At 70.4% G+C, this 24,609-nt stretch carries 22 protein-coding genes; 11 read left to right on the plus strand and 11 right to left on the minus strand.

Annotated features, from left to right (window positions below; translation table 11 throughout):
* Positions 1-47: 47 nt before the first annotated feature.
* Positions 48-1,097 carry a hypothetical protein gene (locus HDA30_RS07520; protein ID WP_184241544.1) on the minus strand — a complete coding sequence of 350 codons (1,050 nt, stop codon included), beginning with the start codon at positions 1,095-1,097 and terminating at the stop codon, positions 48-50.
* 201 nt (positions 1,098-1,298) lie between these two features.
* The gene (gene pdxS / locus HDA30_RS07525; protein ID WP_158496380.1) at positions 1,299-2,237 is read right to left on the minus strand and encodes a pyridoxal 5'-phosphate synthase lyase subunit PdxS; all 939 of its coding nucleotides are present in this window, start codon (positions 2,235-2,237) and stop codon (positions 1,299-1,301) included.
* A 152-nt stretch (positions 2,238-2,389) separates the two neighbouring features.
* Between pdxS and ald the strand changes: the two genes are divergently transcribed.
* Complete coding sequence (gene ald, locus HDA30_RS07530; RefSeq protein WP_184241546.1) at positions 2,390-3,547, plus strand: alanine dehydrogenase; 1,158 nt, start codon at positions 2,390-2,392, stop codon at positions 3,545-3,547.
* A gap of 31 nt (positions 3,548-3,578) precedes the next feature.
* Here ald and HDA30_RS07535 read toward each other — a convergent pair whose 3' ends face one another.
* Positions 3,579-4,076 (minus strand): VTT domain-containing protein, encoded by a 498-nt coding sequence (locus HDA30_RS07535; protein WP_158496378.1) that lies wholly within the window; start codon positions 4,074-4,076, stop codon positions 3,579-3,581.
* A gap of 46 nt (positions 4,077-4,122) precedes the next feature.
* The gene (locus HDA30_RS07540) at positions 4,123-4,968 is read right to left on the minus strand and encodes an HpcH/HpaI aldolase/citrate lyase family protein (protein WP_158496377.1); all 846 of its coding nucleotides are present in this window, start codon (positions 4,966-4,968) and stop codon (positions 4,123-4,125) included.
* A 128-nt stretch (positions 4,969-5,096) separates the two neighbouring features.
* On the opposite strand from HDA30_RS07540, the gene HDA30_RS07545 reads away from it, so the two are divergent.
* The 6 genes from HDA30_RS07545 (at position 5,097) to hpaD (ending at position 12,637) form a co-directional block, all read left to right on the plus strand.
* Positions 5,097-5,906: a hypothetical protein gene (locus HDA30_RS07545; protein ID WP_184241548.1), complete on the plus strand. Its 810-nt coding sequence runs from the start codon at positions 5,097-5,099 to the stop codon at positions 5,904-5,906.
* A gap of 53 nt (positions 5,907-5,959) precedes the next feature.
* On the plus strand, positions 5,960-7,174 hold the full coding sequence (locus tag HDA30_RS07550) for an aminotransferase class I/II-fold pyridoxal phosphate-dependent enzyme (protein ID WP_184241550.1): 1,215 nt from the start codon (positions 5,960-5,962) through the stop codon (positions 7,172-7,174).
* Positions 7,175-7,280: 106 nt separating this feature from the next.
* Positions 7,281-8,900 carry a fumarylacetoacetate hydrolase family protein gene (locus HDA30_RS07555; RefSeq protein WP_184241552.1) on the plus strand — a complete coding sequence of 540 codons (1,620 nt, stop codon included), beginning with the start codon at positions 7,281-7,283 and terminating at the stop codon, positions 8,898-8,900.
* 9 nt (positions 8,901-8,909) lie between these two features.
* On the plus strand, positions 8,910-9,602 hold the full coding sequence (locus tag HDA30_RS07560) for an FCD domain-containing protein (RefSeq protein ID WP_184241554.1): 693 nt from the start codon (positions 8,910-8,912) through the stop codon (positions 9,600-9,602).
* A 65-nt stretch (positions 9,603-9,667) separates the two neighbouring features.
* A complete protein-coding gene (gene hpaE, locus HDA30_RS07565) occupies positions 9,668-11,203 on the plus strand; it encodes a 5-carboxymethyl-2-hydroxymuconate semialdehyde dehydrogenase (protein WP_184241556.1) in 1,536 nt (511 codons plus the stop codon).
* A 267-nt stretch (positions 11,204-11,470) separates the two neighbouring features.
* Positions 11,471-12,637 carry a 3,4-dihydroxyphenylacetate 2,3-dioxygenase gene (gene hpaD, locus HDA30_RS07570; RefSeq protein ID WP_184241558.1) on the plus strand — a complete coding sequence of 389 codons (1,167 nt, stop codon included), beginning with the start codon at positions 11,471-11,473 and terminating at the stop codon, positions 12,635-12,637.
* 86 nt (positions 12,638-12,723) lie between these two features.
* Here hpaD and HDA30_RS07575 read toward each other — a convergent pair whose 3' ends face one another.
* The 4 genes from HDA30_RS07575 to HDA30_RS07590 all read right to left on the minus strand — a co-directional run bounded on the left by HDA30_RS07575 (position 12,724) and on the right by HDA30_RS07590 (position 17,262).
* On the minus strand, positions 12,724-13,860 hold the full coding sequence (locus HDA30_RS07575; RefSeq protein ID WP_184241560.1) for an ABC transporter ATP-binding protein: 1,137 nt from the start codon (positions 13,858-13,860) through the stop codon (positions 12,724-12,726).
* Positions 13,861-13,950: 90 nt separating this feature from the next.
* Entirely contained in the window at positions 13,951-15,264 is a 1,314-nt protein-coding gene (locus tag HDA30_RS07580; RefSeq protein WP_158496369.1) for an ABC transporter substrate-binding protein, read from the minus strand.
* 133 nt (positions 15,265-15,397) lie between these two features.
* Entirely contained in the window at positions 15,398-16,324 is a 927-nt protein-coding gene (locus HDA30_RS07585) for a carbohydrate ABC transporter permease (RefSeq protein ID WP_246418721.1), read from the minus strand.
* Positions 16,325-16,326: 2 nt separating this feature from the next.
* Positions 16,327-17,262, minus strand: a complete 936-nt coding sequence (locus HDA30_RS07590; protein WP_343059328.1) for a carbohydrate ABC transporter permease — start codon at positions 17,260-17,262, stop codon at positions 16,327-16,329.
* Positions 17,263-17,449: 187 nt separating this feature from the next.
* On the opposite strand from HDA30_RS07590, the gene HDA30_RS07595 reads away from it, so the two are divergent.
* The 4 genes from HDA30_RS07595 (at position 17,450) to HDA30_RS07610 (ending at position 21,430) form a co-directional block, all read left to right on the plus strand.
* Positions 17,450-17,848: a cupin domain-containing protein gene (locus tag HDA30_RS07595; RefSeq protein WP_184241564.1), complete on the plus strand. Its 399-nt coding sequence runs from the start codon at positions 17,450-17,452 to the stop codon at positions 17,846-17,848.
* Positions 17,849-17,929: 81 nt separating this feature from the next.
* Entirely contained in the window at positions 17,930-18,715 is a 786-nt protein-coding gene (locus tag HDA30_RS07600) for a 2-keto-4-pentenoate hydratase (RefSeq protein ID WP_184241567.1), read from the plus strand.
* Between the two features lie 47 nt (positions 18,716-18,762).
* The gene (locus HDA30_RS07605) at positions 18,763-19,695 is read left to right on the plus strand and encodes an HpcH/HpaI aldolase family protein (protein ID WP_343059329.1); all 933 of its coding nucleotides are present in this window, start codon (positions 18,763-18,765) and stop codon (positions 19,693-19,695) included.
* A 178-nt stretch (positions 19,696-19,873) separates the two neighbouring features.
* Positions 19,874-21,430 carry a protein adenylyltransferase SelO gene (locus HDA30_RS07610; RefSeq protein ID WP_184241569.1) on the plus strand — a complete coding sequence of 519 codons (1,557 nt, stop codon included), beginning with the start codon at positions 19,874-19,876 and terminating at the stop codon, positions 21,428-21,430.
* Positions 21,431-21,465: 35 nt separating this feature from the next.
* Here the strand turns inward: HDA30_RS07610 and HDA30_RS07615 are convergent, their stop codons facing one another.
* The 3 genes from HDA30_RS07615 to HDA30_RS07625 form a co-directional block, all read right to left on the minus strand.
* Positions 21,466-22,719 carry a glycerophosphodiester phosphodiesterase family protein gene (locus HDA30_RS07615; RefSeq protein ID WP_184241571.1) on the minus strand — a complete coding sequence of 418 codons (1,254 nt, stop codon included), beginning with the start codon at positions 22,717-22,719 and terminating at the stop codon, positions 21,466-21,468.
* Between the two features lie 137 nt (positions 22,720-22,856).
* Positions 22,857-23,219, minus strand: a complete 363-nt coding sequence (locus HDA30_RS07620; RefSeq protein ID WP_184241573.1) for a non-heme iron oxygenase ferredoxin subunit — start codon at positions 23,217-23,219, stop codon at positions 22,857-22,859.
* Positions 23,220-23,359: 140 nt separating this feature from the next.
* Positions 23,360-24,490 (minus strand): histidinol-phosphate transaminase, encoded by a 1,131-nt coding sequence (locus HDA30_RS07625; protein ID WP_158496361.1) that lies wholly within the window; start codon positions 24,488-24,490, stop codon positions 23,360-23,362.
* Positions 24,491-24,609: the final 119 nt, after the last annotated feature.

Genomic DNA, 24,609 nt, shown 5'->3' on the forward strand with positions numbered 1-24,609 from the left:
ACGAAGACTGCACCCTCGTCGCCGGAGAAGTCGAGGCGCTCCTCACATCAGATCCGCACGCCACGCCGCGCCAGGGCACCGCGCAGGTCCGCGAGCAGCGCCCCGAACCCCGCCGGGGTCCACACATCGGCCGTCACGCGCAGGCAGATCCACCCAGCGGCCTCGAGGCGACGAACCCGGCGGATGTCCGCGCGGAACTGCGCGGCGTCGGTCCGGTGATGGTCCCCCTCATACTCGAGGCAGATCCTCAGCTCCCGCCAGACCAGGTCCGGCATCAGCCACGACCCGTCCGGCAACACCACCGGCGCGTTCATGACCGGCTCCGGGAAGCCCGCCGCCACCAGCCGCAGTCTCAGCCGCGATTCGGCCGGCGACCCGCTCCCCGCGCGCAGGCCATCGACCGCCGCCCGGAGCAGGCGCACCCCGCGGACGTTGCGTCGCCGCGTCACGACCTCGGCCAGCTCGGCTCGTGTACAGCGCGGATGCTCGCGGGGCTCCCGTCGCCCGGAAGCGCCGTGCGGGGTCTGCAGCAACGACTCGCCCGCCACGATCAGGTCCTCGATCGCCCGCTCCTCGACCCGCTGCGGCACCGTCTCAGGCCGCCCCCAGGGCACCAGCCGCGTGGCCAGGTCCGTCCACGTCCACGCCGGCGACGTGACCGGCAACCCGGCACAACGGACGGTATCTGCGGCCTCGGCCAGCCGGTGCCCGACGACCCCGCGTCGGCGAGGCCGGCTCGGAGCACCGGCCGGCACCGATACATGCACGGGCTCATGCCCGGCGAGACTGCAGGGCACCCACATGCCCCAGATCCATGCCGCGGTGTCATGGCTGAACACGAGCTCCCGCGGACCCACGTCCTGCAGTGCCCGCAGCAGCTCCAGCCGTCCGGGCGGCGCATCGGCCTGAGCGCGCAGACCGCGGCCAGGAGCCGTCAGGTCCGAGGCCCGCATCCGCCGCGGACTCACCCCGGCTTCGCGGAGGGCGTGCACGGTGGCGACGCCGCCGTCTCCCGGGCAGGGGGCGAGACGTTGCGGCACGTCGTCCACGGCGGGGCGCAGGAGATCGGGCGGCAGAGGTCGTGGTGGAACGGGCATGACACCAGGCTCGCGGCGTCGACGCGGGCGCGTGACCGACATGCGTCAGCCCGTGGACACGGACCGCGGGTCCGGCGCCTGTGCAGGATCCAGACCGTACCCCCGACGAACCACTAATGCGACGAGGGTGCAGTATTGGTCGCCTCAGTCACGGTGAGGCGACCACAACTGCACCCTCGTCGGCGGGAAACTCCGCTCAGCTCACCAGCCGCGCTCAGCCAGGCGGTGCGGTGCGGGCAGATCGCCCACGTTGATGCCGACCATGGCCTCGCCCAAGCCGCGAGAGGCCTCGGCGATCGCGGCCGGATCGTCGTACTGGGCCGTCGCCTTGACGATGGCCTTCGCGCGCTCGGCGGGGTTGCCGGACTTGAAGATGCCGGAGCCGACGAACACGCCGTCCGCGCCCATCTGCATCATCATCGCCGCGTCGGCCGGGGTCGCCACGCCGCCGGCGGTGAACATCACCACGGGCAGGGCACCGGTCTGCGCGACCTCGGCCACCAGCTCGTACGGGGCCTGCAGCTCCTTCGCGGCCACGTACAGCTCATCCTTGGTCAGACCCGCCAGCTGGCCGATCTCCTTGCGGATGGTGCGAATGTGCTTGACGGCCTCGGAGACGTCGCCGGTGCCGGCCTCTCCCTTGGACCGGATCATGGCCGCGCCCTCGGTGATGCGGCGCAGCGCCTCACCCAGGTTGGTCGCGCCGCACACGAACGGCACGTCGAAGTCGAACTTGTCGATGTGGTTCACATAGTCCGCCGGCGAAAGCACCTCGGACTCGTCAATGAAGTCGACCTTGAGGGACTGCAGCACCTGCGCCTCGACGAAATGGCCGATCCGGGCCTTGGCCATGACGGGGATAGACACGGCCTCGATGATGCCGTCGATCAGATCCGGGTCCGACATGCGCGCTACGCCGCCCTGCGCACGGATGTCCGCGGGGACGCGCTCGAGCGCCATGACGGCCACGGCGCCGGCGTCCTCGGCGATGCGGGCCTGCTCCGGCGTCACGACGTCCATGATGACGCCACCCTTGAGCATGTCGGCCAGACCGCGCTTGACGCGGCCGGTGCCGGTGCCGCGGGCGCCGTCATCGGCGGTTCCGGAAGTGCTGGCGGAGAAGGAACGGTTCTCGCTCATGAAGTCCTCACATCGGTGCTCTGGAGAAGGGAAGATCGTCGAGATCACATGGTGCCACGCCTGGAGCGCTCGCGCTGTGCGATCTCGCACCCCGCGCCGCCCGTGCGGCACCCCCTGGCCCCGACATGTCGGACGTCACTAAGGTGGGCGGCATGCTGATCGGAGTTCCCACGGAGGTCAAGGACGACGAGCGCCGCGTGGCGCTCACGGCGGCGGGCGTCACCGAGCTGACCCGGGCCGGCCACGAGGTGCTCGTGCAGGCCGGAGCGGGCGTCGGCTCGGGCGTCACGGACGAGGCCTACCACGCGGCCGGCGCGCAGATCGCCGACGACGCCGACACCGTCTGGGCCCGCGCCGAGACCATCGTGAAGGTCAAGGAGCCGGTCGGCGCGGAGCTGCCGCTGATCCGCGGCGACCAGGTGCTGTTCACGTATCTGCACCTCGCGGCGGCCCAGGACACGGCGTCGGCGCTGCTCGAGGCGGGCACGACGTCGATCGCCTACGAGATGGTCGAGCGCAGCGGACCGCACGGCCGCTCTCTGCCGCTGCTGGCGCCGATGAGTCAGGTGGCCGGGCGCCTCGCCGCGATCGAGGGCGGCCACCATCTGATGCAGGCACAGGGCGGTTCGGGCGTGCTGCTCTCCGGCGTCCCCGGCACCCGGCGCCCCCGGGTGACGGTGGTGGGCGGTGGCGTCGCCGGCGAGCACGCCGCGCTCGTGGCCTCCGGCATGGGGGCCGACGTGACCGTGCTGGATGTGAACCTGGACCGTCTCGCCCAGCTCGAGCTGACCCACGGCGGACGGTTCCGCACCCTCGCCTCGACGCACCACTCGATCACCGAGCAGGTGCAGGACGCGGACCTGGTGATCGGCTCGGTGCTGATCCCCGGCGCCGCGGCGCCCAAGCTCGTCACCGGCCAGATGGTGGAGGCCATGCGCCCTGGCTCGGTGCTCGTGGACATCGCGATCGACCAGGGCGGCTGCTTCGAGGTCTCCCGCCCCACCACGCACCGCGAGCCGACGTTCACGGTCGGGGACAAGGTCGTCTACGCGGTGGCGAACATGCCCGGCGCGGTGCCGCAGTCCTCGACGGCGGCCCTGACGAACGCGACCCTGCCGTACATCCTGCGCCTGGCGAACCGCGGCTGGCGGGACGCGCTGGCCGCCGACCGTGGCTTCGCGGCGGGCCTGTCGACCGTCGACGGCACAGTGCAGCACACCGGAGTGTTCGACGCCCTCGAGGCACCGCTCGGCCTGGACCGCTCGACGACGCTGCGCCCGGTCGGCGACGTGCTGGAATTCGCTGACTGACGCGGCGGGCCCGCCGCACGGACCGTCCGACTCAGACCGACCGGCTCAGCCCTGCCCGTCGTCCCCGACGACGCAGGGCCCGTCGTCGGACCAGGATGACGAGCAGCGCACCGGCCGCCGCGGCGAGCAGGGCCCAGGCCCAGGGTTCACCCACCGCGGCGCCGAGGACGGCCCACACGATGGCCATCCCGACGGTCCCGTAGACGAGCCCCCACACGAAGGTGCCCACGGCCATCGCCGGCAGGAAGCGCCGCCACCGCATGCGCGCGGCGCCGGCCGAGACGATCACGGCGGTCTGCAGTCCGATCGTCAGGTAGCACAGCGGGATCGCCCACGGGCCGAACCGGTCGGCGAACACCCGCGCCCGGGCGTAGCCGGGCCCGTCGAGCACGCGACGCACCCGGCTGCGCTCGGCGCCCGCGGCGGCGGCCCGACCGAGCCCGAAGACCAGCAGGGAGCGCAACACGGCCAGAGTCCAGAAGAAGCCGACCGAGAGCCCCAGCGGCAGAGACTCGATCCAGGCGATCACGAGTCGGCCGCCCTACCCGGGCGCGGGCGGATCGCACGCACGCCGGTCAGGCGTTCCAGAGGCCGTAGGAGTCCGCGAGGTCCGCGATCTTCTGCGCGCGACGCAGGCGCGGCAGGTAGGACCCGTCGCCGACGGCCGCGCCCTTCTCGTGTTTCTCGAGTAGCTCGTGGGCCCAGGCGAGCTCGTCGTCAGACGGCGAGAGCGCGGTGTTGATCCAGTCAACCTGACCCCGATTGAGGCACAGCCGGCCGGTCATGCCCATCTGAGCGGTCATGCGTGAGGTTTCGGCGACGGCGTCCTCACCGTCCCCGTTCTGCGGCGGCCCGTCGATCGCACCGGGCAGTCGGCCGACGCGCGAGGCGATCACCATGCGCGAGCGGGCGTAGGCCATCGCGATCGGGTCCTCCCCGACGCCGACGTCCTTGCGGAAGTCGTTCGTGCCGAACGCGAGGCGGAAGGTGCCCGGAGCCTTCGCGATCGCGGTGGCGTTGTCGATGCCGCCGGCCGACTCGAGCAGTGCGATCACCGGGGTGCCGGCGCGCAGACGCATCGCCGTGAACGTCACCTGCTCGGGCTCCTCGGTCTCGGCCAGCACGACGCCGCGCACGCCCTCCAGCCCCTGCAGCGCCTGCAGGTCCTGCGCCCAGTGCTCGGTGGACGTCGCCGAGATGCGCACCCACGCCGTCATACCGCCCGAGAGCGCATCGACGACGTTCTGCCGAGCCTCGTCCTTCTTCTCCTCGGGCACGGCGGCTTCGAGGTCGATGATCACCGAATCGGCCTCCGACGCGAGCGCCGGGGCGTAGTCGTCGGGAGAGGCGGCGTTGACCAGGAGCCAGGAGCGGCTGAGCTTGGCGGGCAGAGCGGCGGCACGGCGGTTACGCAGGGGCATGCGTGTCACCCTAACGCCCCGTCCCCCGAGGAAGCCGACCGCATCAGTACCATGGAACGACGCATCGCCCGTCTGTCGCCTCGTGCCTCGTCCGCCGCGGCGCCGCCCGCCCCCCAGAATGGAGCCCCATGGACCGCCTCCGCGCCTCCCGCATCGCGGCGTTCGCGGCCCTGCTTCCCGTGCTCGCGCTCACCGGATGCCAGTCCGGCTCGACGGAGTCGACCGAGAGCGGCGACGCCACGCAGTCGTCGTCGACGCCGATCCCGAAGCCGGATCCGGACGAGTACGAGCCGATCACGGTGCACCTGACCGCCCCGGCGTGGTCCGCTCCACCCGGCACCGAGGGCGAGCTGCTCGGCTGCGACGATCTGCTCGTGTCGGTCGAGACAGTGCCCAGCGGCGCGGAGGACCCCGCGGACATGGCGCTGGACTTCCTGCTCGAGGACGCGACCGGCGAGCACGGAGAACCGGCACTGTCCAACGCGCTCGCCGCCGCGGGCGAGGACCTGACCTACACGGGCCACCACCGCGAGGGTGAGGTCGAGGTGTTCGAGTTCTCCGGCGCGCTCGCCCCCGCGGACACGTGCGCGGCGCAACGCGTACAGGCGCAGCTGCAGCGCACCGCCGAGGCGGCCGTCGACGGGGAGGTCGAGCTGCGGGTCGACGGCGAGCCCCTCGACGCGGTGCTCGGGCTGGGACCGCTCGGTGAGCCGGGCGAGACCTACCGCGCGCCGGAGCCAGAGGAGGCGGGGTCCGACGCGCCGGGGGCGCCGAGCCAGACGCCCGCACCCGGACAGACGACGGCGCCGGGCCAGCCGCCCGCACAGACGCCCGTGCCGGGGCAGCCCGCGCAGACGCCCGTGCCGGGGCAGCCTCCCGCACAGACGCCCGCGCCCGGCACGGGCCAGACCGGTCAGGGAGCCGGCATCGGCGGCTGAGGCGGGCCAGATCACTGGCGCACGAGAGCCAGGTCACTGTTACTGTGCCACTCGTGTCTCAGCTTCGTGATCACCTCTCCCAGCGTGCCCTCGGCGTGAAACAGTCGGCCGTCCGCGACGTCTTCGACATCGCCATGGACCCGAACCTGGTGTCGCTCGCCGGCGGCAACCCGTGGCTCGACGATCTGCCGCTCACGGAGCTGTCCCAGACCGCCGCCGACCTCGTCGCGAAGCACGGCACCGAGTCGCTGCAGTACGGCACCGGTCAGGGCACCGACGAGATGCGCGCGGCCGCCTGCACCGTCATGGCCGCCGACGGCATCCCGGATGCCGACCCCGAGCACGTCGTGATCACCCCCGGCTCGCAGGCCGCGATCGACACGGCGTGCCGCGCGTTCGCGAACCCCGGCGATGTGGTCGTGGTGGAGGACCCGACGTTCGTCGGCGCCCTGACCACCTTCACCACATGGGAGCTCGACGCGGTCGCCACCGGCACCGACGACCAGGGTCTGGTCCCCGAGCAGCTCGACGAGACCCTCACCCGCCTCAAGGACGAGGGGCGACGCGTCGCATTCCTCTACACAATCCCCTCGTTTGCGAACCCCTCGGGCGCCCTGTTGCCGACCTCGCGCCGCGACGAGGTGGCCGCGATCTGCCAGAAGCACGGCGTGCTGATCGTCGAGGACAACCCGTACGGTCAGATCGCCTTCGACGGGAACCCGGTCGAGCCGATCGCCGCGAGGCACCGCGACAACGTCGTCTACCTCGGCACCATGTCGAAGATCTTCTCCCCCGGTGTGCGCATCGGCTGGGCGCTCGTGCCGGCCGCCCTCAAGCGCGAGTTCTACCTCTCCGCCGAATCCGCGTTCATCCACGCCTCGACCTACTCGCAGATGCTGTCGACGTCGTTCGTGAACGATTTCGACTGGACCGGCCACGTCGCTCATGTCACCCAGCTCTACCGGGAGCGCGCGAACACGCTGGTCGGCGCGATCCGCGAGCACTGGGACCCTGCCGTCGAGTTCATCGACCCGCGCGGCGGCTTCTTCTTGTGGGCGACGCTGCCCGAGGGCGTCGACACGCTGGAGATGATGGCCGAGGGCATCAAGGCCGGCGCGGTCTTCGTGCCGGGAGCGGCGTTCACCCCGGTCGAGGGCACCCACTCGACGCTGCGCCTGGCGTACTCGTTCGTCTCGGCGGAGAAACTGACCGAGGGCGTGCGACGCCTGGCACCGGTGGTGAACGAGGCGGTGGCTCGGACCCGCTGACGCGGCCCAGACCGACCGGCGCCACACGGCACGCAGCACCGGTCGGTTCCGAGCGTCGCCGAGCCGCCCCTTCCCCGTCATGGCGCGATCGTATACGATCCATGACATGACGCAGAGCACACCCACCCCGGACACCGCACCCACCGTCACCGAGGTCGACTTCACGGACCGGGCCCATCGCCCGGGCAAGGTGCTCGCCCTGCACCTGAACTACCCCTCGCGCATCGCCCAGCGCGGTCGCTCGCCGAAGTTCCCCGGCTACTTCATCAAGGCCGGCACCTCGATCGCTCGCACCGGCGCGGACATCGAGCGCCCCGCCGGCACCGAGCTGCTGGCCTACGAGGGCGAGATCGCGCTGGTCATCGGCACTGAGGCGCGCCGGGTCTCCCCCGAGGACGGGTGGAAGCATGTCTCCGGGATCACCGCCGCGAACGACTGGGGCCTGTACGACCTGCGCCACGCGGACAAGGGCTCGAACGTGAAGAACAAGTCCGGCGACGGCTACACGCCGCTGGGCCCGGCGGTCATCGCCGCCGAGGGCCTGGACCCGGCGGCGCTGCGCGTGCGCACGTGGGTGAACGGGGAGATCGTTCAGGACGACACGACCGAGGACCTCGTGTTCCCGTTCGGCCAGCTCGTCGCGGACCTGTCCCAGCTGATGACCCTCGAGGTCGGCGACGTGATCCTCACCGGCACCCCGGCCGGCTCCTCCGTCGCCCAGCCCGGCGACACCGTCGAGGTGGAGGTCGATGCCCCGACCGCCCCCGGCACGCCGAGCACCGGTCGCCTGATCACGCACGTCACCGCGTCCGAACACCCGATGGCCCCCTACGGCCACGGCCCACAGGTCGACGACGTCCAGCGCGAAGAGGCGTGGGGGTCACGTGAGGCCGCAGGCCTGGCACCAGCCAACACCGAGGCCGCAGGCCTGGCACCAGCCGAGGCGAAGGACGCCCCGGGCGAGCGCCCCGCGGTCGAAGAGAACGGCCACTACGTCCCCTCGGCCCCGCAGCCGGACCGCACCCTGCTGACCGACGAGATGAAGCGCAAGATCAACGCGACGGCGGTCGCGACCCTGACGGCGCAGCTGCAGAAGCGCGGCATCCAGAACGCCACGATCGACGGCCCCCGCCCGACTCACCCGGGTCAGCGCGTGCTCGGCTACGCGAAGACGCTGCGCTACGTCCCCAAGCGCGAGGACCTGTTCACGCAGTTCGGCCGGGGCTTCAACGCGCAGAAGCGCGCGATGGACTCGGTGGAGCAGGACGATGTCGTCGTGATGGAGGCCCGCGGCGAGCACGGCACGGGCACGCTCGGTGACGTGCTGGCGATGCGTGCGAAGGTCCGCGGCGCGAACGCGGTCATCACCGACGGCGGCGTGCGCGACTCGGCCGCCGTGGCCGAGGTCGGTCTGCAGGTGTACTCGAACGCTGCGCACCCGGCCGTGCTGGGCCGGCGTCACATCCCGTGGGAGGTGGGCGGCACGATCGCGTGCGGCGGCACCACCGTCCAGCCCGGCGACATCATCGTCGGCGACGACGACGGCCTCGTAGTGATCCCGCCGGGGCTGCTGCAGGAGGTCGTCGACGACGCTTATGAGCAGGAGTTGCAGGACGCCTGGGTGTACGAGCAGGTGACGGCCGGCCACCCCGTCGACGGGCTGTTCCCGCCGAACGCGGAGTGGAAGGCGAAGTTCGCCGAGCACCGCAAGAGCCTGGACGACTGAGGCCGCCCCGTGACGACGTCCAAGGCCGACCTCGCGCACGAGGCGATCATCGACGGCATCCGCGCCGGCCGCTATGAGCCGGGCGACCGGCTGGTGCTCGCCCAGATCGCTGACGAGCTCGGCATGTCCGTGGTCCCGGTGCGCGAGGCTGTCCGGCGCCTGCAGTCCGAGAACCTCGTGGCCTATGAGCGCAACGTGGGGGCGACCGTGGTCGGCATCGACCCGGTCGAGTACCGGCACACGATGGAGACGCTCGCGCTCGTCGAGGGCTTCTCCACGGCGCAGTGCGCCCCGCACGTCACGGCCGAGGACGTCGCCCAGGCCCGCGAGGTCAACGCTCGGATGCGGGAGCTGGCCCGGGCCGAGGGCGAGGGCTGGGACCCGGTCGAGTTCACCGAGCTCAATCGACGCTTCCATTCGATCCTGTTCGAGCACCGGCAGAACGAGCACGTGCACGACCTCGTCCACCGCGGCTGGAACCGCCTGGCGGCGCTGCGCTCCTCCACGTTCGCGTATGTGCCCGGCCGCGCCCGCGCCTCCGTCGAGGAGCACGAGCAGCTGCTGCGGCTGATCGAGTCCGGCGCCGGGTTCGAGCGGATCGAGTCCGCCGCCCGCGCCCACCGGCTCAACACCCTGCACGCCTACCTGGCGCACGCGGCCGGCGGGACCGCCGACGCGGCCGCACACGAGACCGCACCCTGACCGACCACCGCACCGTCCGCGCGGCTGCCCCCTCCGCAGCCGACACCACCAGCGAAGGAGAGACCATGACCGACATCGCCTCCCGCAAGCCCGAGGGCCTGCCCGACGTCATCCGCCACTACATCGACGGGGAGTTCGTCGACTCGATCGACGGGGACACGTTCGACGTCCTGGACCCGGTGACCAACCAGCCCTACATCCAGGCCGCCTCCGGCAAGCCCGCGGACATCGACCGCGCGGTGGCCGCCGCGAAGGCCGCGTTCGTCTCCGGTGAGTGGTCGCAGGCGCTGCCGCGTCAGCGCTCGCGCGTGCTGCACAAGATCGCGGACATCATGGAGACCCGCGGTGACCAGCTGGCCGCCATGGAGTGCTTCGACACGGGCCTGCCGATCAAGCAGGCCAAGGGCCAGGCCGCCCGCGCCGCGGAGAACTTCCGCTTCTTCGCGGACCTGATCGTCGCCCAGCACGACGACGCCTTCAAGGTGCCGGGCCGTCAGGCGAACTACGTGAACCGCAAGCCGATCGGCGTCGCGGGCCTGATCACCCCGTGGAACACCCCGTTCATGCTCGAGTCGTGGAAGCTGGCCCCGGCGATCGCGACCGGCAACTCCGTCGTGCTGAAGCCGGCCGAGTTCACCCCGCTCTCGGCCTCGCTGTGGGCCGGGATCTTCGAGGAGGCCGGCCTGCCCAAGGGCGTGTTCAACATGGTCCACGGCTTCGGCGAGGAGGGCTACGCGGGCGACCCGCTCGTCAAGCACCCGGACGTGCCGCTGATCTCCTTCACCGGCGAGTCCCGCACCGGCCAGATCATCTTCGCCAACGCGGCCCCGCACCTGAAGGGCCTGTCCATGGAGCTGGGCGGCAAGTCGCCGGCCGTCGTCTTCGAGGACGCGGACCTGGAGACCGCGATCGACGCAACGATCTTCGGCGTCTTCTCCCTGAACGGCGAGCGCTGCACGGCCGGCTCGCGCATCCTCGTGCAGCGTTCGGTGTACGACGAGTTCGTGGAGCGCTACGCGGCGCAGGCGAAGAACGTGAAGGTCGGCCTGCCGAACGACGAGACCACCGAGGTCGGTGCGATCGTGCACCCCGAGCACTACGAGAAGGTCATGTCCTACGTGGAGATCGGCACGTCCGAGGCGCGCCTCGTCGCAGGCGGCGGCCGCCCGGAGGAGTTCCCGGAGGGCAACTTCGTGCAGCCGACCGTGTTCGCCGACGTGAAGCCGGACGCCCGAATCTTCCAGGAGGAGATCTTCGGGCCGGTCGTGGCGATCACCCCGTTCGACACGGAGGAGGAAGCCCTCGAACTGGCCAACAACACCAAGTACGGCCTCGCCGCGTACATCTGGACCAACGACCTCAAGCGCGCCCACAACATCGCGCAGAACGTCGAGGCCGGCATGGTGTGGCTGAACTCGAACAACGTGCGTGACCTGCGCACCCCTTTCGGCGGCGTGAAGGCCTCTGGCCTGGGCCACGAGGGCGGCTACCGCTCGATCGACTTCTACACCGATCAGCAGGCCGTGCACATCAACCTCGGCGAGGTCCACAACCCGGTGTTCGGCAAGCAGGGGCAGGCCGCCGCGAAGATCGACGGCTGACCCCTCCCCACCCCCGCTTTCGTGCACGAAACGGGAGCCTCCCCAGCAGCTTTCGTGCACGAAACGGGCACTCGGTGACGACGACGGCACCCGCTCCCTCCGGCGCGAGGGGACGGGCGCCGTCGTCGTGCCCCGGCCGAACCGACGCCGGCGGGGCCGTCCCCGACGCGGGTTCCACCCGGGCCGCAGATCGTATACGATCGACGCAGTGACCGTGTCCCAGGCCACAGGGGCGGCAACATCGCCCGACTCGACGAAGGAGACGCCATGAGCAACTACGAGGGCCGCACCAAGACCTCCTCCGGCTTCTACGTGGGCCAGGAGGGCCCCGTGAAGACCGACAACCCGATCGCCACCCCCAAGGCCGAGGCCCCGGACGTGCTGCGCTGCGCCTCCATGGAGCTCGTGGTCACCGACCTGGAGAAGTCCCGCCGGTTCTACGTCGACGTCCTGGACCTGGTGGTGACCGAGGAGGACGAGAACACCGTCTACCTGCGCTCGATGGAGGAGTTCATCCACCACAACCTGATCCTGCGCAAGGGCGATGTGCCCGCCGTCGCCGCGTTCTCCTACCGCGTGCGCACCCCGGAGGACCTCGACAAGGCCGTCGCCTTCTACACCGAGCTCGGCTGCCGCGTCGAGCGCAAGAAGGACGGTTTCGTCAAGGGCGTCGGCGACTCGGTGCGCGTCGAGGACCCGCTGGGCTTCCCCTACGAGTTCTTCCACGACGTCGAGCACGTCGAGCGCCTCGCCTGGCGCTACGACCTCTACTCGCCGGGCGCCCTCGTCCGCCTGGACCACTTCAACCAGGTCACCCCCGACGTGCCGCGCGCCGCCCGCTACATGCAGGACCTCGGCTTCCGCGTCACCGAGGACATCCAGGACGAAAACGGCACCGTCTACGCCGCATGGATGCGCCGCAAGCCGTCCGTGCACGACACCGCCATGACCGGCGGCGACGGCCCCCGCATGCACCACGTCGCGTTCGCCACGCACGAGAAGCACAACATCCTGGCGATCTGCGACAAGCTCGGCTCGCTGCGCATGTCCGACGCGATCGAGCGCGGCCCCGGCCGCCACGGCGTCTCCAACGCGTTCTACCTGTACCTGCGCGACCCGGACGGCCACCGCGTCGAGATCTACACCCAGGACTACTACACCGGCGACCCGGACAACCCCGTCGTCACCTGGGACGTGCACGACAACCAGCGCCGCGACTGGTGGGGCACCCCGGTCGTGCCGTCCTGGTACACCGACGCCTCCCGCGTCCTGGACCTCGACGGCAACCCGAAGGAGGTCGTGACCCGCACCGACGACTCCGAGATGGCCGTGACCATCGGCGCCGACGGGTTCTCCTACACCCGCGCCGAGGAGGGCGAGGAGTCCATGCCCGAGTACAAGAAGGGCGAGTACAAGCTGGGCAACCAGCTCTGAGCCGATCCCGCACGACGCTGACCCGCGCCCTCTCGGCGGCGTGGGCCGGCGTCCGCCTCGGCAGGTGCTCCCGGAGGAGACGCGCTTCAGAGGTACTCGAGGTTGATCCGGCTCTCCGGGTGGAAGAACATCGCCTTGCCAGGACGCGGCAGGGCGTGCAGGACAGTGCCCGGCTCGAAGCCCTCCGCGCTCGACACCTTGATGGCGACGCGGTTCCGATGGATCCGCACACGCGAATCGCCGGTCAGCTGCGGCTCGGCGTACAGGAACGCCTCCGAGCCCAGGTTCTCGACGAACTGCACCTGGAAGGCAAGCGCCTCGACCCCCTCCGGCGCCTGCTCGCCCACCGCAACGATCTCCCAGTTCTCGGGGCGCACGCCCGCGATCACCGAGTCGCCCGGCAGCTTCGCCATCAGGTCGGAAGGCATGCCGAAGTGCACCGAGGGGCCCGGGCCGAGCCCGGCCCGCCCGTCGGAGACCACGACGTCCTCCACGAGCGTGACCGCCGGAGAGCCGATGAACGTTGCCACGAACGTGTTGCCCGGGTGTGAGTACAGGTGGGTCGGAGTGTCCACCTGCTGGAGCACACCGTCCTTGAGCACCGCCACGCGGTCACCCATGGTCATGGCTTCCGTCTGGTCGTGCGTCACGTAGACGGTGGTGACGCCCAGCTCGCGCTGCAGCGCCGCGATCTGAGCACGCGTGGACACGCGCAGCTTCGCGTCCAGGTTCGACAGCGGCTCGTCCATGCACCACACCTTCGGGTCTCGAACGATCGAGCGGCCCATGGCCACGCGCTGCCGCTGGCCACCGCTCATCTGCGACGGCTTCTTGTCCAGCAGGTCCTCGAGCTCGAGCATGGCCGCGGCCTGCGCGACCTTCTCCTTGATCTGGGCTTTAGGCGTCTTGATGTTCTCGAGGGCGAACGCGATGTTCTGCCGCGCGGTCATATTCGGGTAGAGCGCATAGCTCTGGAACACCATCGAAACGTCGCGGTCGCGCGCGCGCAGCTCGGTGACGTCCTTCCCATCGATGAGGATCTGTCCCTCGTCGACGGGCTCCAGGCCTGCCAGCATGCGCATTGCGGTGGACTTGCCCGAGCCGGACGGTCCGACGAGGACCAGGAACTCGCCGTCCTCGATCTTCAGTGACAGGCGGTTCACCGCGGGCGGGCGAGTCAAGTCGTACATGCGTGAGGCCTGGCGGTATTCAACGGTGGCCATGGGTGCTCCTGAGGTGGCGTCGTGCGGGAAGAGTCTGGACGAGGCGAGGCCACGGCCGGCGGCTCAGGCGAGCCGCCGGCCGTGCGGTCGTCACTTGAGCAGCGGCGTGATGTCGCTGTCGATCTTGCGCTGCGTCTCCTCGTTCAGTTCCTTGAACACCTTCTCGACATCCTCCCCACCGGTGGTGATGCGGTCCAGCGCACCACCGATGCGGGAGCCGCCGCCGGGGACGAACACGCGGGCCGCGTCCTGCGACTTGGTGTTCTCCTCGAGCTGGTCGATCGCTGTCTTCGCGTTCGGGTTCTCCTCGAGGTACTTCTGTTCCTCCGGCAGCTCCAGGGCGCTCTTGCGGACGGGCATGTAGCCGGTCGCCTGAGTGAACTTCACGGTGTTCTCCGCGTTGGTCATGAACTCCATGAACTTCACGGCGGTCTTCTTGCGCTCATCGCTGATGCCGGAGGGCATCGCCATGCCGGCGCCGCCGGTGGGGCAGCTCGGGCCGGGGCCCGGAAGGAAGGCGGTCATGAAGTCGAACTTCGCCGCCTCCTGCAGGCCGCCGAGCGAACCGGTGGACTGAAGCAGACCGGAGGCGTTGCCAAGGCCGAACACGTTGCTCGCGTCCTTCTCGATGCTGATGTTGCCCTCCTCGACCTGTTTCTGGAGGAACTTGCCGGCCTCGAGGGTCTCCTTCTTCGTGAAGGTAGCCTTCCAGTCCTCGGACAGCGCCCCGCCGAACGCCCACACCATGCCCTGGAAGTACCAGTCCAGGTAGTCAGTGCCACTAGGGAGGGCCAGGGCAGGCTTGCCGCCGTTGACCTTCTTCAGCTTCGGCGCCCACTCCTCGAACTCCTCCCAAGTCTCCGGGCCGCGGTCGGTCGGCAGGCCGGCCTTCTCGAGGTGCTCGGAGTTGAAGTACATGAGGCAGGTGGAGCGGCAGTACGGCATGCCGTAGTGCTTGCCCTCGAGCTCGTAATCCTTCAGCAACGAGTCGACGTAGTCGTCCGTCTTGACGCCCGCTTCCTTCCACAGGTCGTCGAGCGGCTCGGTCTGCTCGTTGAGCGCGAAGTTGAACCACGTCACGTCCGAAGCCAGGATCACGTCGGGAAGGTCGCCGCCCGAGAGCGCCGCGTTGAACTTCTGGCCGAGTTCCTCGTAGTCGGCGCCGGCGGTGATGAGCTTCGCGGGGGTGTCCGGGTTGGCCTTGTTCCAGGCCTTCACCATCTCTTCCTCGAGCTCCTTCTTGCCACCGGGGTGGTTGGACCAGAACTGGAGGGTGCCGTCACCCTCCTGGCCGCTACCCCCACCGGAGGTGCCGCCGGCGCAGGCGGTCAGGGAGGTGGCAGCAACGGACAGGCCCGCGAAGGCGAGCAGGCTGCGACGGTCGAGCGGCTTGGTGAAAGACATGGTGGGTCCTTTCTGGTGGGGAACTGCACGGGTGACGGGCCGCAGGGCCTCGCCGATGGGGGACGGATGGACGGGGTTCAGGCTCGGGCCGGGTGCCGACGGTGCTGAACGGCCCCACCGGGCGTGCAGCCTCTCACCCCTTGACCGCGCCCGCCGTGAGTCCCTTGATCATCTGCTTCTGCAGGATCAGGAACACGACGAGCATGGGCAGGGTGGTGATGACCGTGCCGGCCATAACGGGGCCCCAGTTCGTGAGGCCGTCCGAGATCTGGAGCTGGGTCAGACCGATGGGCAGCGGCATGGTCTCGTCGGTGTCCGAGATGAGGAACGGCCACAGGTACTGGTTCCACTCGGTCACGACGGTGATCAGCACGAAGGCGCTCAACGTCGGCCAGCTCATGGGCAGCACCACCTTGAACAGCGTCCGGAAGAAGCCGGCGGAGTCCATCTCGGCCGCCTCCATGACCTCCTTCGGCAGGCTCAGGAAGTGGTTGCGCATCAGGAATGCGCCGAACGCCACCGCCGCGAGGGGGACGATGATGCCCACGAAGCTGTTGCGCCAGCCCAACTCCGCCACGAGGGCGTAGTTGGAGATGATCGTGATCTGGCTGGGCACCATGAGGCTGCCGATCACGAGGAGGAACAGGACGTCGCGGCCGGGGAACCTCAGGAACGCGAAGCCGTAGGCCGTCAGCACGCCGAGGACCACCTCGATGATCGTCAGGGCGACCGTGATGATGAGCGAGTTCCGCAGGTACGTGCCGAAGTTCAGCGACTCCATGACGTGGGTGTAGTTCTGCGCATGGAACGGGTTCGGGAACCAGCTGATCGGGTCCGAGTAGATGTCCGCGTGGACCTTCAGGCTCGTGATCAGGATGAAGTACAACGGCACAAGGAACAGCGCGATAACCGCGATCATCCCGAGGTAAGCGAAGACCCTCCCGGGCGTCATCGCCTCGCGGGCACTGCCCTGACGACGGCGCTTGCGCTGCGCGGCGGTGAGGACGGGGTCGCCGTCGACCTGGGTCCCGGGCGTAGGCAAGGTGTCCGAGGCGTCCATGGTCAGCGCTCCCTTTGAAGTCGTGCCTGCACCACGGTGATCACCAGAACCACGAGGAACATGACGGTGGCCACCGCAGCACCGTAGCCGGCCTGCGAGTTCACGAAAGTCTCCTGGTACACCTGGTAGACCATGGTGGTCGTCGCGGTCCCGTAAGGTCCGCCGCGGGTCATCACCTGGATGACGTCGAACACTTGGAAGCTGTTGAGCAGCACGGTGATGCTGAGGAACAGCGTGGTGCCACGCAGCTGCGGCAGCGTCACCCGCCAGAAGCGGCGCCAGCTGCCGGTCTTGTCGATCTCGGCGGCCTCATCGAGATCCGTGCGACGGCCCTGCAGGGCGGCGAGATAAATGACGAACGTGTACCCCAGGTTCTTCCAGATGTACGTAAAGGTCACCATGAACAGCGCCCAGTGCCGGTCCTGGTAGAAATTCGGCGGCGTCATCCCGACCATGTCCAGGAGTCCCTGGACTAGGCCAAACCCAGGGTCGAACACGAACTGGAAGGCGACGCCGATCGCCGCACCGGCAATCACATAGGGCAGGAACACCAGGGACCGCACGAAGTTTCGCCCCTTGAGCTGACGGTCCAGCAGCAGGGCCAGCCCGAGGCCGATGACCATGGAGCCGATAACAGCCGCACCAGTGAAGATCAGCGTCTGCCACATGATCTGCCAGGACTCCGGGTTCTGGAAGTACCGGGTGTAGTTGTCCAGGCCGATGAAGGTCATCCGCGGGGACGAGATGTTCCAGTGGTAGAAGCTGATCCGGATGTTGTCTATCAGCGGCCGGTAGGTGAAGATCAGCAGCAGCGCGAGATTGGGGCCGATCAGGACCAGCGCCAGAAGCATCTGTTTGACGTCGAGCTTCCGACGGCGCTTCACCGGCGGAGCGGTGTCACCCGTGTGCTCGAGGCCGGGGATCGAAGAGACAGTCACCCGCCCGACACTAGGGACGGCCCGCGAACCCGCGAAGTGCGTCATGTGTCGAGAGATTGAACAGACGTCGAACCCGTGCGTCACCGACGTGGGGCGGTTCACATGTCGTGCCCTGGCTAGCAAACGCCTCACCGCGGCCACACGTCACGAGGAGGCGACTCCGACCCTCCCCGGGCAGGGTGGAGCCATGAGCACGGACCCGCACACCTCCCCCGGACCCGCCCGCCCCCGCGTCCTCGCCGACGTCGCCGAGCACACCGACGCCCTGGCCGACGCGGAGCCCGGCGCCGCCTGGCGGCTCACCGAAGACCCTCGCGACCTCGACGTCAACCTGGTCCGCCTGCCCGCCGGCGGCCGCAACGAGCCGTTCGACGGGCCGGGCTTGGACATCCTCGTCCACGTCGTCGCCGGCACCGGCACGCTGCACACCGCCGACGACGACGTGCCCGTGCGCGCCGGGCAGCTGCTGTGGCTGCCGAAGCACTCCCGCCGCGGCTTCACCGCCGGCGCGGAGGGCCTTGCCTGGCTGACGGTCCACCGTCGCAAGCCCGGGCTGTCGATCGGCACGCGCCCACCGGAGGCATGACGCACGGCCCGCGCGGGCCGCACCGTATACGATCGAACGAGATCCGCCTCACACTCCCGTCCCCCGCCCGAGGAGGCCACCATGCTGAACCACGAGACCCACGTGCGCATCGCCGACGAGCTGCACCGGGCCGGCCTCGACCGCACCCCGGTGCCGCGCCTGACCGCCCGCTACCCCGAGATGCAGATTGAAGACTCCTACGCCGTCCAGCGCATCTGGGCGCAGCGCCAGATCGAGGCCGGCCGCACGAAGATCGGCCACAAGATCGGGCTGACCTCCAAGGCCATGCAGGACGCCACGGGCATCGACGAGCCGGACTACGGCGTCATCTTCGACGACCAGGTGTTCGAATCCGGCCACGTCTACGAGTGGAAGAAGTACACCCACCCGCGCATCGAGATGGAGCTGGCCTTCGTCCTCAAGGACGAGCTGCGCGGCCCCGGGCTGAACCTCATGGACGTGCTGCGCGCAACCGAGTACGTCGTGCCGGCCCTCGAGGTGCTGGACTCGCGCATCGAGATGGAGGGCCGCACCATCACGGACACCATCTCGGACAACGCCGCCCTCGGCTCGATGGTGCTCGGCGGACGCCCCGTCGGCGTCGGCGATGTGGACCTGCGCTGGGTGTCCGGCATCCTCAGCCGCAACGAGGAGATCATCGAGACCGGCGTCGCCGCGGGCGTGCTGAACCACCCGGCCAACGGCGTGCACTGGCTGGCGAACCGCATCGCCGAGCACGGCGATGCCCTCGAGGCCGGCGAGATCATCCTGGCCGGCTCCTTCACCCGTCCCATGTGGGTCTACGAGGGCGACACCGTCTACGCCGACTACGGCCCGCTGGGCACCATCACCTGCCGCTTCGCCTGAGCACAGCACAGCACAGCACAGCACAGCACAGACCGAGAGGACCCGTCGTGCCCGTCATCGACAACCCCCAGCCGCTGTTCCGCGACCTGTTCTCCCCGGAAGCCGTCGCCGCCCGCGACGGCCGCCCGGCCGCCGGCATGTTCCTGTGCAACGGCGACCAGAACACCGCGGAGATCTGTGCCGGCGCCGGTCTGGACTACCTGCTGATCGACGCCGAGCACACCGCGCTCTCGCTCGAGGACGTGGTCGGGCAGCTGCGCGTGATCGCCGGCTATCGGGTACCGACGATGGTGCGCGTGCCCGCGAACGACCCGGTGCTGATCAAGCAGTTCCTGGACCTGGGTGCGCAGACGCTGCTGGTGCCGATGGTCGACGACGCCGAGCAGGCCGCGGCCGCGGTGGCCGCCGCCCGCTACCCGGGAGGGTGCGCTGCGGGCGCGGCCGCAGGCCAGGGGGCCTCCACGAGCTCGGGCCAGCGCCGCGCGGGGGTGCGGGGCGTCGGCTCGGCCCTGGCCCGCTCGGGCCGGTGGAACCGCACCACCGGATACCTGGCCGACGCCGACGCGCACGTGAGCGTGATCGTGCAGATCGAGTCGGAGACCGCGGTGGGCCACGCCCGCGCGATCGCCGAGACCGACGGCGTCGACGGGGTGTTCATCGGTCCCTCGGACCTGTCGGCGACGATGGGCCTGCTCGGCCAGCAGTCCCACCCCGAGGTCGTGGCCGCGGTCAAGCACGTCATCACGGAGGCCCAGGCGGCCGGGACGATCGTGGGCGTCAATGCGTTCGCGCGAGACCAGGCGCAGGACTACGTCGAGGCCGGGGCCGACTACGTCAACGTCGGCGCCGACGTTGCGCTGCTGGCCCGCGCCACCGAGGCGCTCGCGGACACGTGGTGCCCGGCGTCGGCGGCCGGGGCGGGCGGCGAGACCGGCAGGGGCCGACCGGGCGGCGCGGGGGGCGAACGCGCGAGCTACTGAGCCGAGCCCGAGCCTCGGCGAGCTACTCCTCGGATCCATACTGCGCACACGACCCTTCTGAGCCGCGATTCGGCCCCCAGAAGGGTCGTGTGCGCAGTACAGACTCGCGGCGCGCCCCGCACACCCCGTTCCGCTCGCCCCTCGCGCCGCGACGGCCGCGGGCGTACCGTCGACGTCGATGCCCACCTCCGTCCAGCCCGCACTCGCCCACCGCTTCGCCGACCGGTTCCCCGAGCTGTCCGTCGCCCACGACGCGGCACCGACCCAGCACCGCACGCTGCTGGCGCTCAACGAACCGCTCGCCGCCGAGCTCGGCCTGGACCCGGACTGGCTACGCACCGACGCCGGCGTCCGCCTCCTCACCGGCGAGGCCCCCGGGCCGCACGCCCGTCCGGTCGCGCAGGGCTACGCGGGGCACCAGTTCGGCGGGTACTCCCCCGTCCTCGGCGACGGCCGCGCGCTGCTGCTCGGTGAGCTGAACCGTCCGTCGGCCCGGGAGCCGAGCCGTGCCGACACCGGCCTCACCGACCTCGTGGACCTGCACCTGAAGGGCTCGGGCCGCACGCCGTTCTCGCGCCCCGGCTCTGACGGGCTGGCGGCGGTCGGTCCGATGCTGCGCGAACTGGTCATCGGCGAAGCCCTGCACGCGATCGGCGTCCCGACCACCCGCGCGCTCGCGGTGGCGGCGACGGGCGTCACCGTGCAGCGCGACCGCCCCCTGCCCGGCGCGGTGCTCTCCCGCACGGCCGCCTCGCATCTGCGGGTCGGCACGTTCCAGTACGCGGCGGCACTCGCGCACCAGCGGTCGCAACAGGGCGACGACGCGTCGGACCTGGTGGCGCGGCTCGTCGACGAGTCCCTGCGCCGCCACCACCCGGCCGCGGACCCCGGCCTCGACTCGCCCGTGTCCGAGCGGGCCCGGGCCCTGCTGGCCGCCGTCGTGCGCTCTCAGGCCGAGCTGGTGACCCGGTGGATGCTGATCGGGTTCGTGCACGGGGTGATGAACACGGACAACATGACGATCTCGGGCGAGTCGATCGACTTCGGCCCCTGCGCGTTCATGGAGGCGTTCGACCCGGATGCGGTGTTCTCCTCGATCGACCGCGCCGGCCGCTATGCGTTCGGCAACCAGCCGGCTGCCGCCCAGTGGAACCTCGCCCGGTTCGCCGAGACGCTGCTGCCGCTGCTCGCGGGCACCACCGAGGCAGCAGTCGAGATCGCTCAGGATGAGCTGGCCGGGTTCGCCCGGCATCAGTCACGGGCGTGGCTCGACGGGCTGCGGGCCAAGCTCGGCCTCGGGGCAGCGGCCGCCGTCGACGACGCCCAGGTCGGCGGGCTCGCCGACCGACTGTTCCCGCTGCTGGCCGAGCACGGTGTGGACTGGACCGCATTCTGGGCCAACCTCGCGGACCTCGCCCCGGGGGACGACCGGCCGCAGGTGGCCGTGGACGCCGACCCGTTCGTCCCCGTCCCCGCGGCTCTGCAGACCTGGTACGACGAGTGGGCGAGCCTCGGCCCCGACCGCGAGGCGATGCGCCGAGCCAATCCGAGGCGCATCCCGCGGAACCGTCCGCTCGACGCGGCCCTGACCAGCGCCGAGGCCGGCGACCTGGCCGACGTTGAACGCATCCTGGCCGCGGTGCGCGATCCGTTCACCCCGCGCGCGGACGCCCCGGACCTCGAGCGTCCGGCCTCTCCCGACGCCGGTCCGTTCGTCACCTACTGCGGCACCTGAGGTCGGGCCCGGCTGTGGCGTCCTTCCTCGACGCGTCAGTTGGCGAAGGCATCCAGCAGACGGCCGTCCGCGGTGAACAGAGCGACCGAGTCGCCGCCGTTGTTCAGGACGTTTTTCTCCCCGCCGTTGTAGTAGGCGTCCTCAGTGTCGGTGCCGGGACCGGTGTACACGCGCAGCACAGCCCCTGGCCGCAACACGTACCCCTCACCGACGGTGAGCGTGTTGTAGGCGGCGTCGCGCAGCACATATCCGGACACGTCGACAGTGTGGCGGCCGTCGTTGACCAGGACAACGTGCTCCCCGGTCTCAGGCTGCAAGTCCGCCCCTGGCACGTTGTTGACGGAGTCCAGGATGCGCACGTCGCGACCATGCGGAAACGGGTCGAGGCCGTGCACGTGGCGCATGAGCTCGAGCGGGAAGTCGGTGGTCACACGCTGGACGCCGAGGGCGACCATCTGCTCGTACTTCTCGACTGAGTTCACGGTGTACACGCCGATCTCCAGGCCCGCGGCCGTCACCCGCTCGACGCCGGCCGCGTCGAGGGTGCGGTAGCTGGTGCCGAAGCTGTCTGCGTAGGTGGCGATCTCCGCAAGCTCCGCGGCCATCGGGACGGTGCCGCGCAGCTCCTGCAGCGGGACGTCGGGGGCGAGCTCCGCGAAGCGTCGGTTCGAGGCGGAGTCGAAGCCGAGCACCTCGACCTTGCCGGCGGCGACGAGGCGCTGCCAGCGCGGGTCCTGCTCGAGCGCGTCGGCGACGACCTGCTCGATGCCCGGCGAGCCGGCCGGGTCCTTGATTTCGATGAACACGCCGGTGTTGCGGTTGGCGACGCGCGCGGCGTCGCCGAGGTGCGGGATGCGCTCGCCGGCGAACTCGTCCGAGTAGGCGGAGCCGATCTCGAGCCGCTGCAGCTCGGCCCACGTGAAACTTGTGATCGGGTCCTTCTCGCGGCCTGGGAACACCTCGGCGACGTTCGTCGTGCGGGCCGGCGTGGAGTCGTGGAACAGGAACGGGACGCCGTCGGCGGAGAGCTGGACGTCGATTTCGAAGTGGTCGGCCTTAGCACGGACGGCGTCGCGGAAGGCGCTGACGCTATTCTCGGGGGCGGTGCCGGCGGCGCCGCGGTGGCCAATGATCAGCGGACGGTCCGCGTCCCGATGCCTGGTCGGTGCGGCGGACGCGGCGGGGGCGGCGTGGAGGCCGCCGGCGAGCGCGGCGCCGGCGAGTGCCGTGGTGACGGTGCGGCGGGGAATGGGAGCGGCGGTCTGTGGGATGTCGGTGCGGTCCTGCATGAGCGGGTCCTCCAGGAGGGGTGGGAGTCGCGGCCGGTGCCGGCCTCGGCCGAGGGTCCCAGTCGTGGACAACCTGCGCGTGACCAGCCGGTGGCCCCGACATGAACCTCCCGGACCCGCTGTTCACCTCCGCCGATTCACTTCTGCTTCTTGTCGACCACCGTCAGGTAGAGCTGGCCGTCGCGCTCCTCGACGCGGTGCACACCGATCGGCTCGGTGGCCGGCAGGCACTGCGGCTTCCCGTCGGTGAGGCAGAAGGCGGAGCCGTGCAGCCAGCACTCGATCGTGTCCTCCTCGAGTTCGCCCTCGGCCAGGGAGACATCGCCGTGGGTGCAGGAGTCGTCGACGGCGTGGAAGCGACCGTCCTGGGTGTGGAACACGGCGATGTCGTCCCAGTGGCCGGTCGTCCCGGTGGGGACGACGAGGCCCTGCCCCTCGGGCAGATCGGTGGCGGCTCCGACGTGGATCTCGGCGTTCTCGGTGGCAGCAGTGTCAGTCATGGCCCCAACCTAACGCGCCCCGCCGCTCCTCGCTCGCGCGGGGAACGACGCCCCCGGCCCCGTCGCGGCGGACGGGACCGGGGGCGCGGAACCTCAGGAGAGGCCGAGATCAGCCTCAGTGCGGGCCGGCAGCAGGCGCCTCAGCCCTGGATGTACTCGCGGGCGAGCTCGAGGAAGCGGTCGTTCGCCTCGACCTCGCCGATGCTCACGCGCACGCCCTCACCGGCGAACGCACGCACGGACAGGGCACGGGTGCCGGCCAGGGCGGCGAACTCGCTCGCGCGCTCGGCCAGGGGCAGCCACACGAAGTTCGCGTGGGTCTCGGGGACGTCCCAGCCGGCCTCGGTCAGGGCGGCCACGACGCGTTCGCGCTCGTCGACGACCTTCTGGACGCGCTCCTCGACGTCGGAGAGGTTCTCGAGCGAGGCGATCGCGGCCTGCTCGGCCAGCGTCGAGACCGCGAACGGCACGGCGACCACGCGCAGGTGCTTGGTGATCTCCTGGTTCGCGATCGAGTAGCCCACGCGCAGGTTCGCCAGCCCGTGGGCCTTGGAGAAGGTGCGCAGCACGGCGACGTTCTCGTGCCGGCGGTACATCTCGATGCCCTGCACCGCGTCGTCGTGACGGACGAACTCGACGTAGGCCTCGTCGATGACCACGAGGATGTCCTTGGGCACCTTGGCCAGGAAGTCCTCGACCTCGTCGGTGGTGAGCACCGGGCCGGTCGGGTTGTTCGGGGTGCACAGCAGGATCACGCGGGTGTTCTCGGTGATCGCCTCCAGCATGGCCGGCAGGTCGTGGCGGTGGTCCGCGGTCAGCGGGACCTGCACATCGGCGGCGCCGGCGGTGCGCACCACAATCGGGTAGGCCTCGAAGGAGCGCCACGCGAAGATCACCTCGTCCCGGTGACCGTCGTCGTGTCCGCCGGCGTAGGCGTTGATGATCTGCGTCAGCGCGCCCAGGGAGCCGGCGCCGGTGACGATGTCCTCGGCCGGCACGTCGTGATGGGCGGCGAGGCGCTCGCGCAAGGCGGTGGACAGCGGGTCCGGGTAGCGGCACAGGACGCTGGCGTCCTGACCGCCGGAGACCATCTCGGTCAGCGTGGCGTGCACGCCGGGCACGGGCGCGTACGGGTTCTCGTTCGAGGAGAGCTTGTAGGAGGTGAGCCCCTCGACGGCGGCCGGCGGCTTGCCCGCGGCGTAGGGAGGAAGTCGATCGATGACCGGGTTCGGGCGGACGGCCTGCGGGCTCGGCTGAGGAATGTCGTTCATGTGGCCCAGACTACGTCCGCTCCTGCGTTCCGTCGTCGATGCTCTCCAGGTTGCAGCCAGATCGTCGCGGTCAGCCGGAGTGAGGGGCATTTCGTCCGGATCATTGCGGGCGCGGGTCG

It is taken from the genome of Micrococcus cohnii, from assembly GCF_014205175.1.
GTDB classification, from domain to species: domain Bacteria; phylum Actinomycetota; class Actinomycetes; order Actinomycetales; family Micrococcaceae; genus Micrococcus; species Micrococcus cohnii.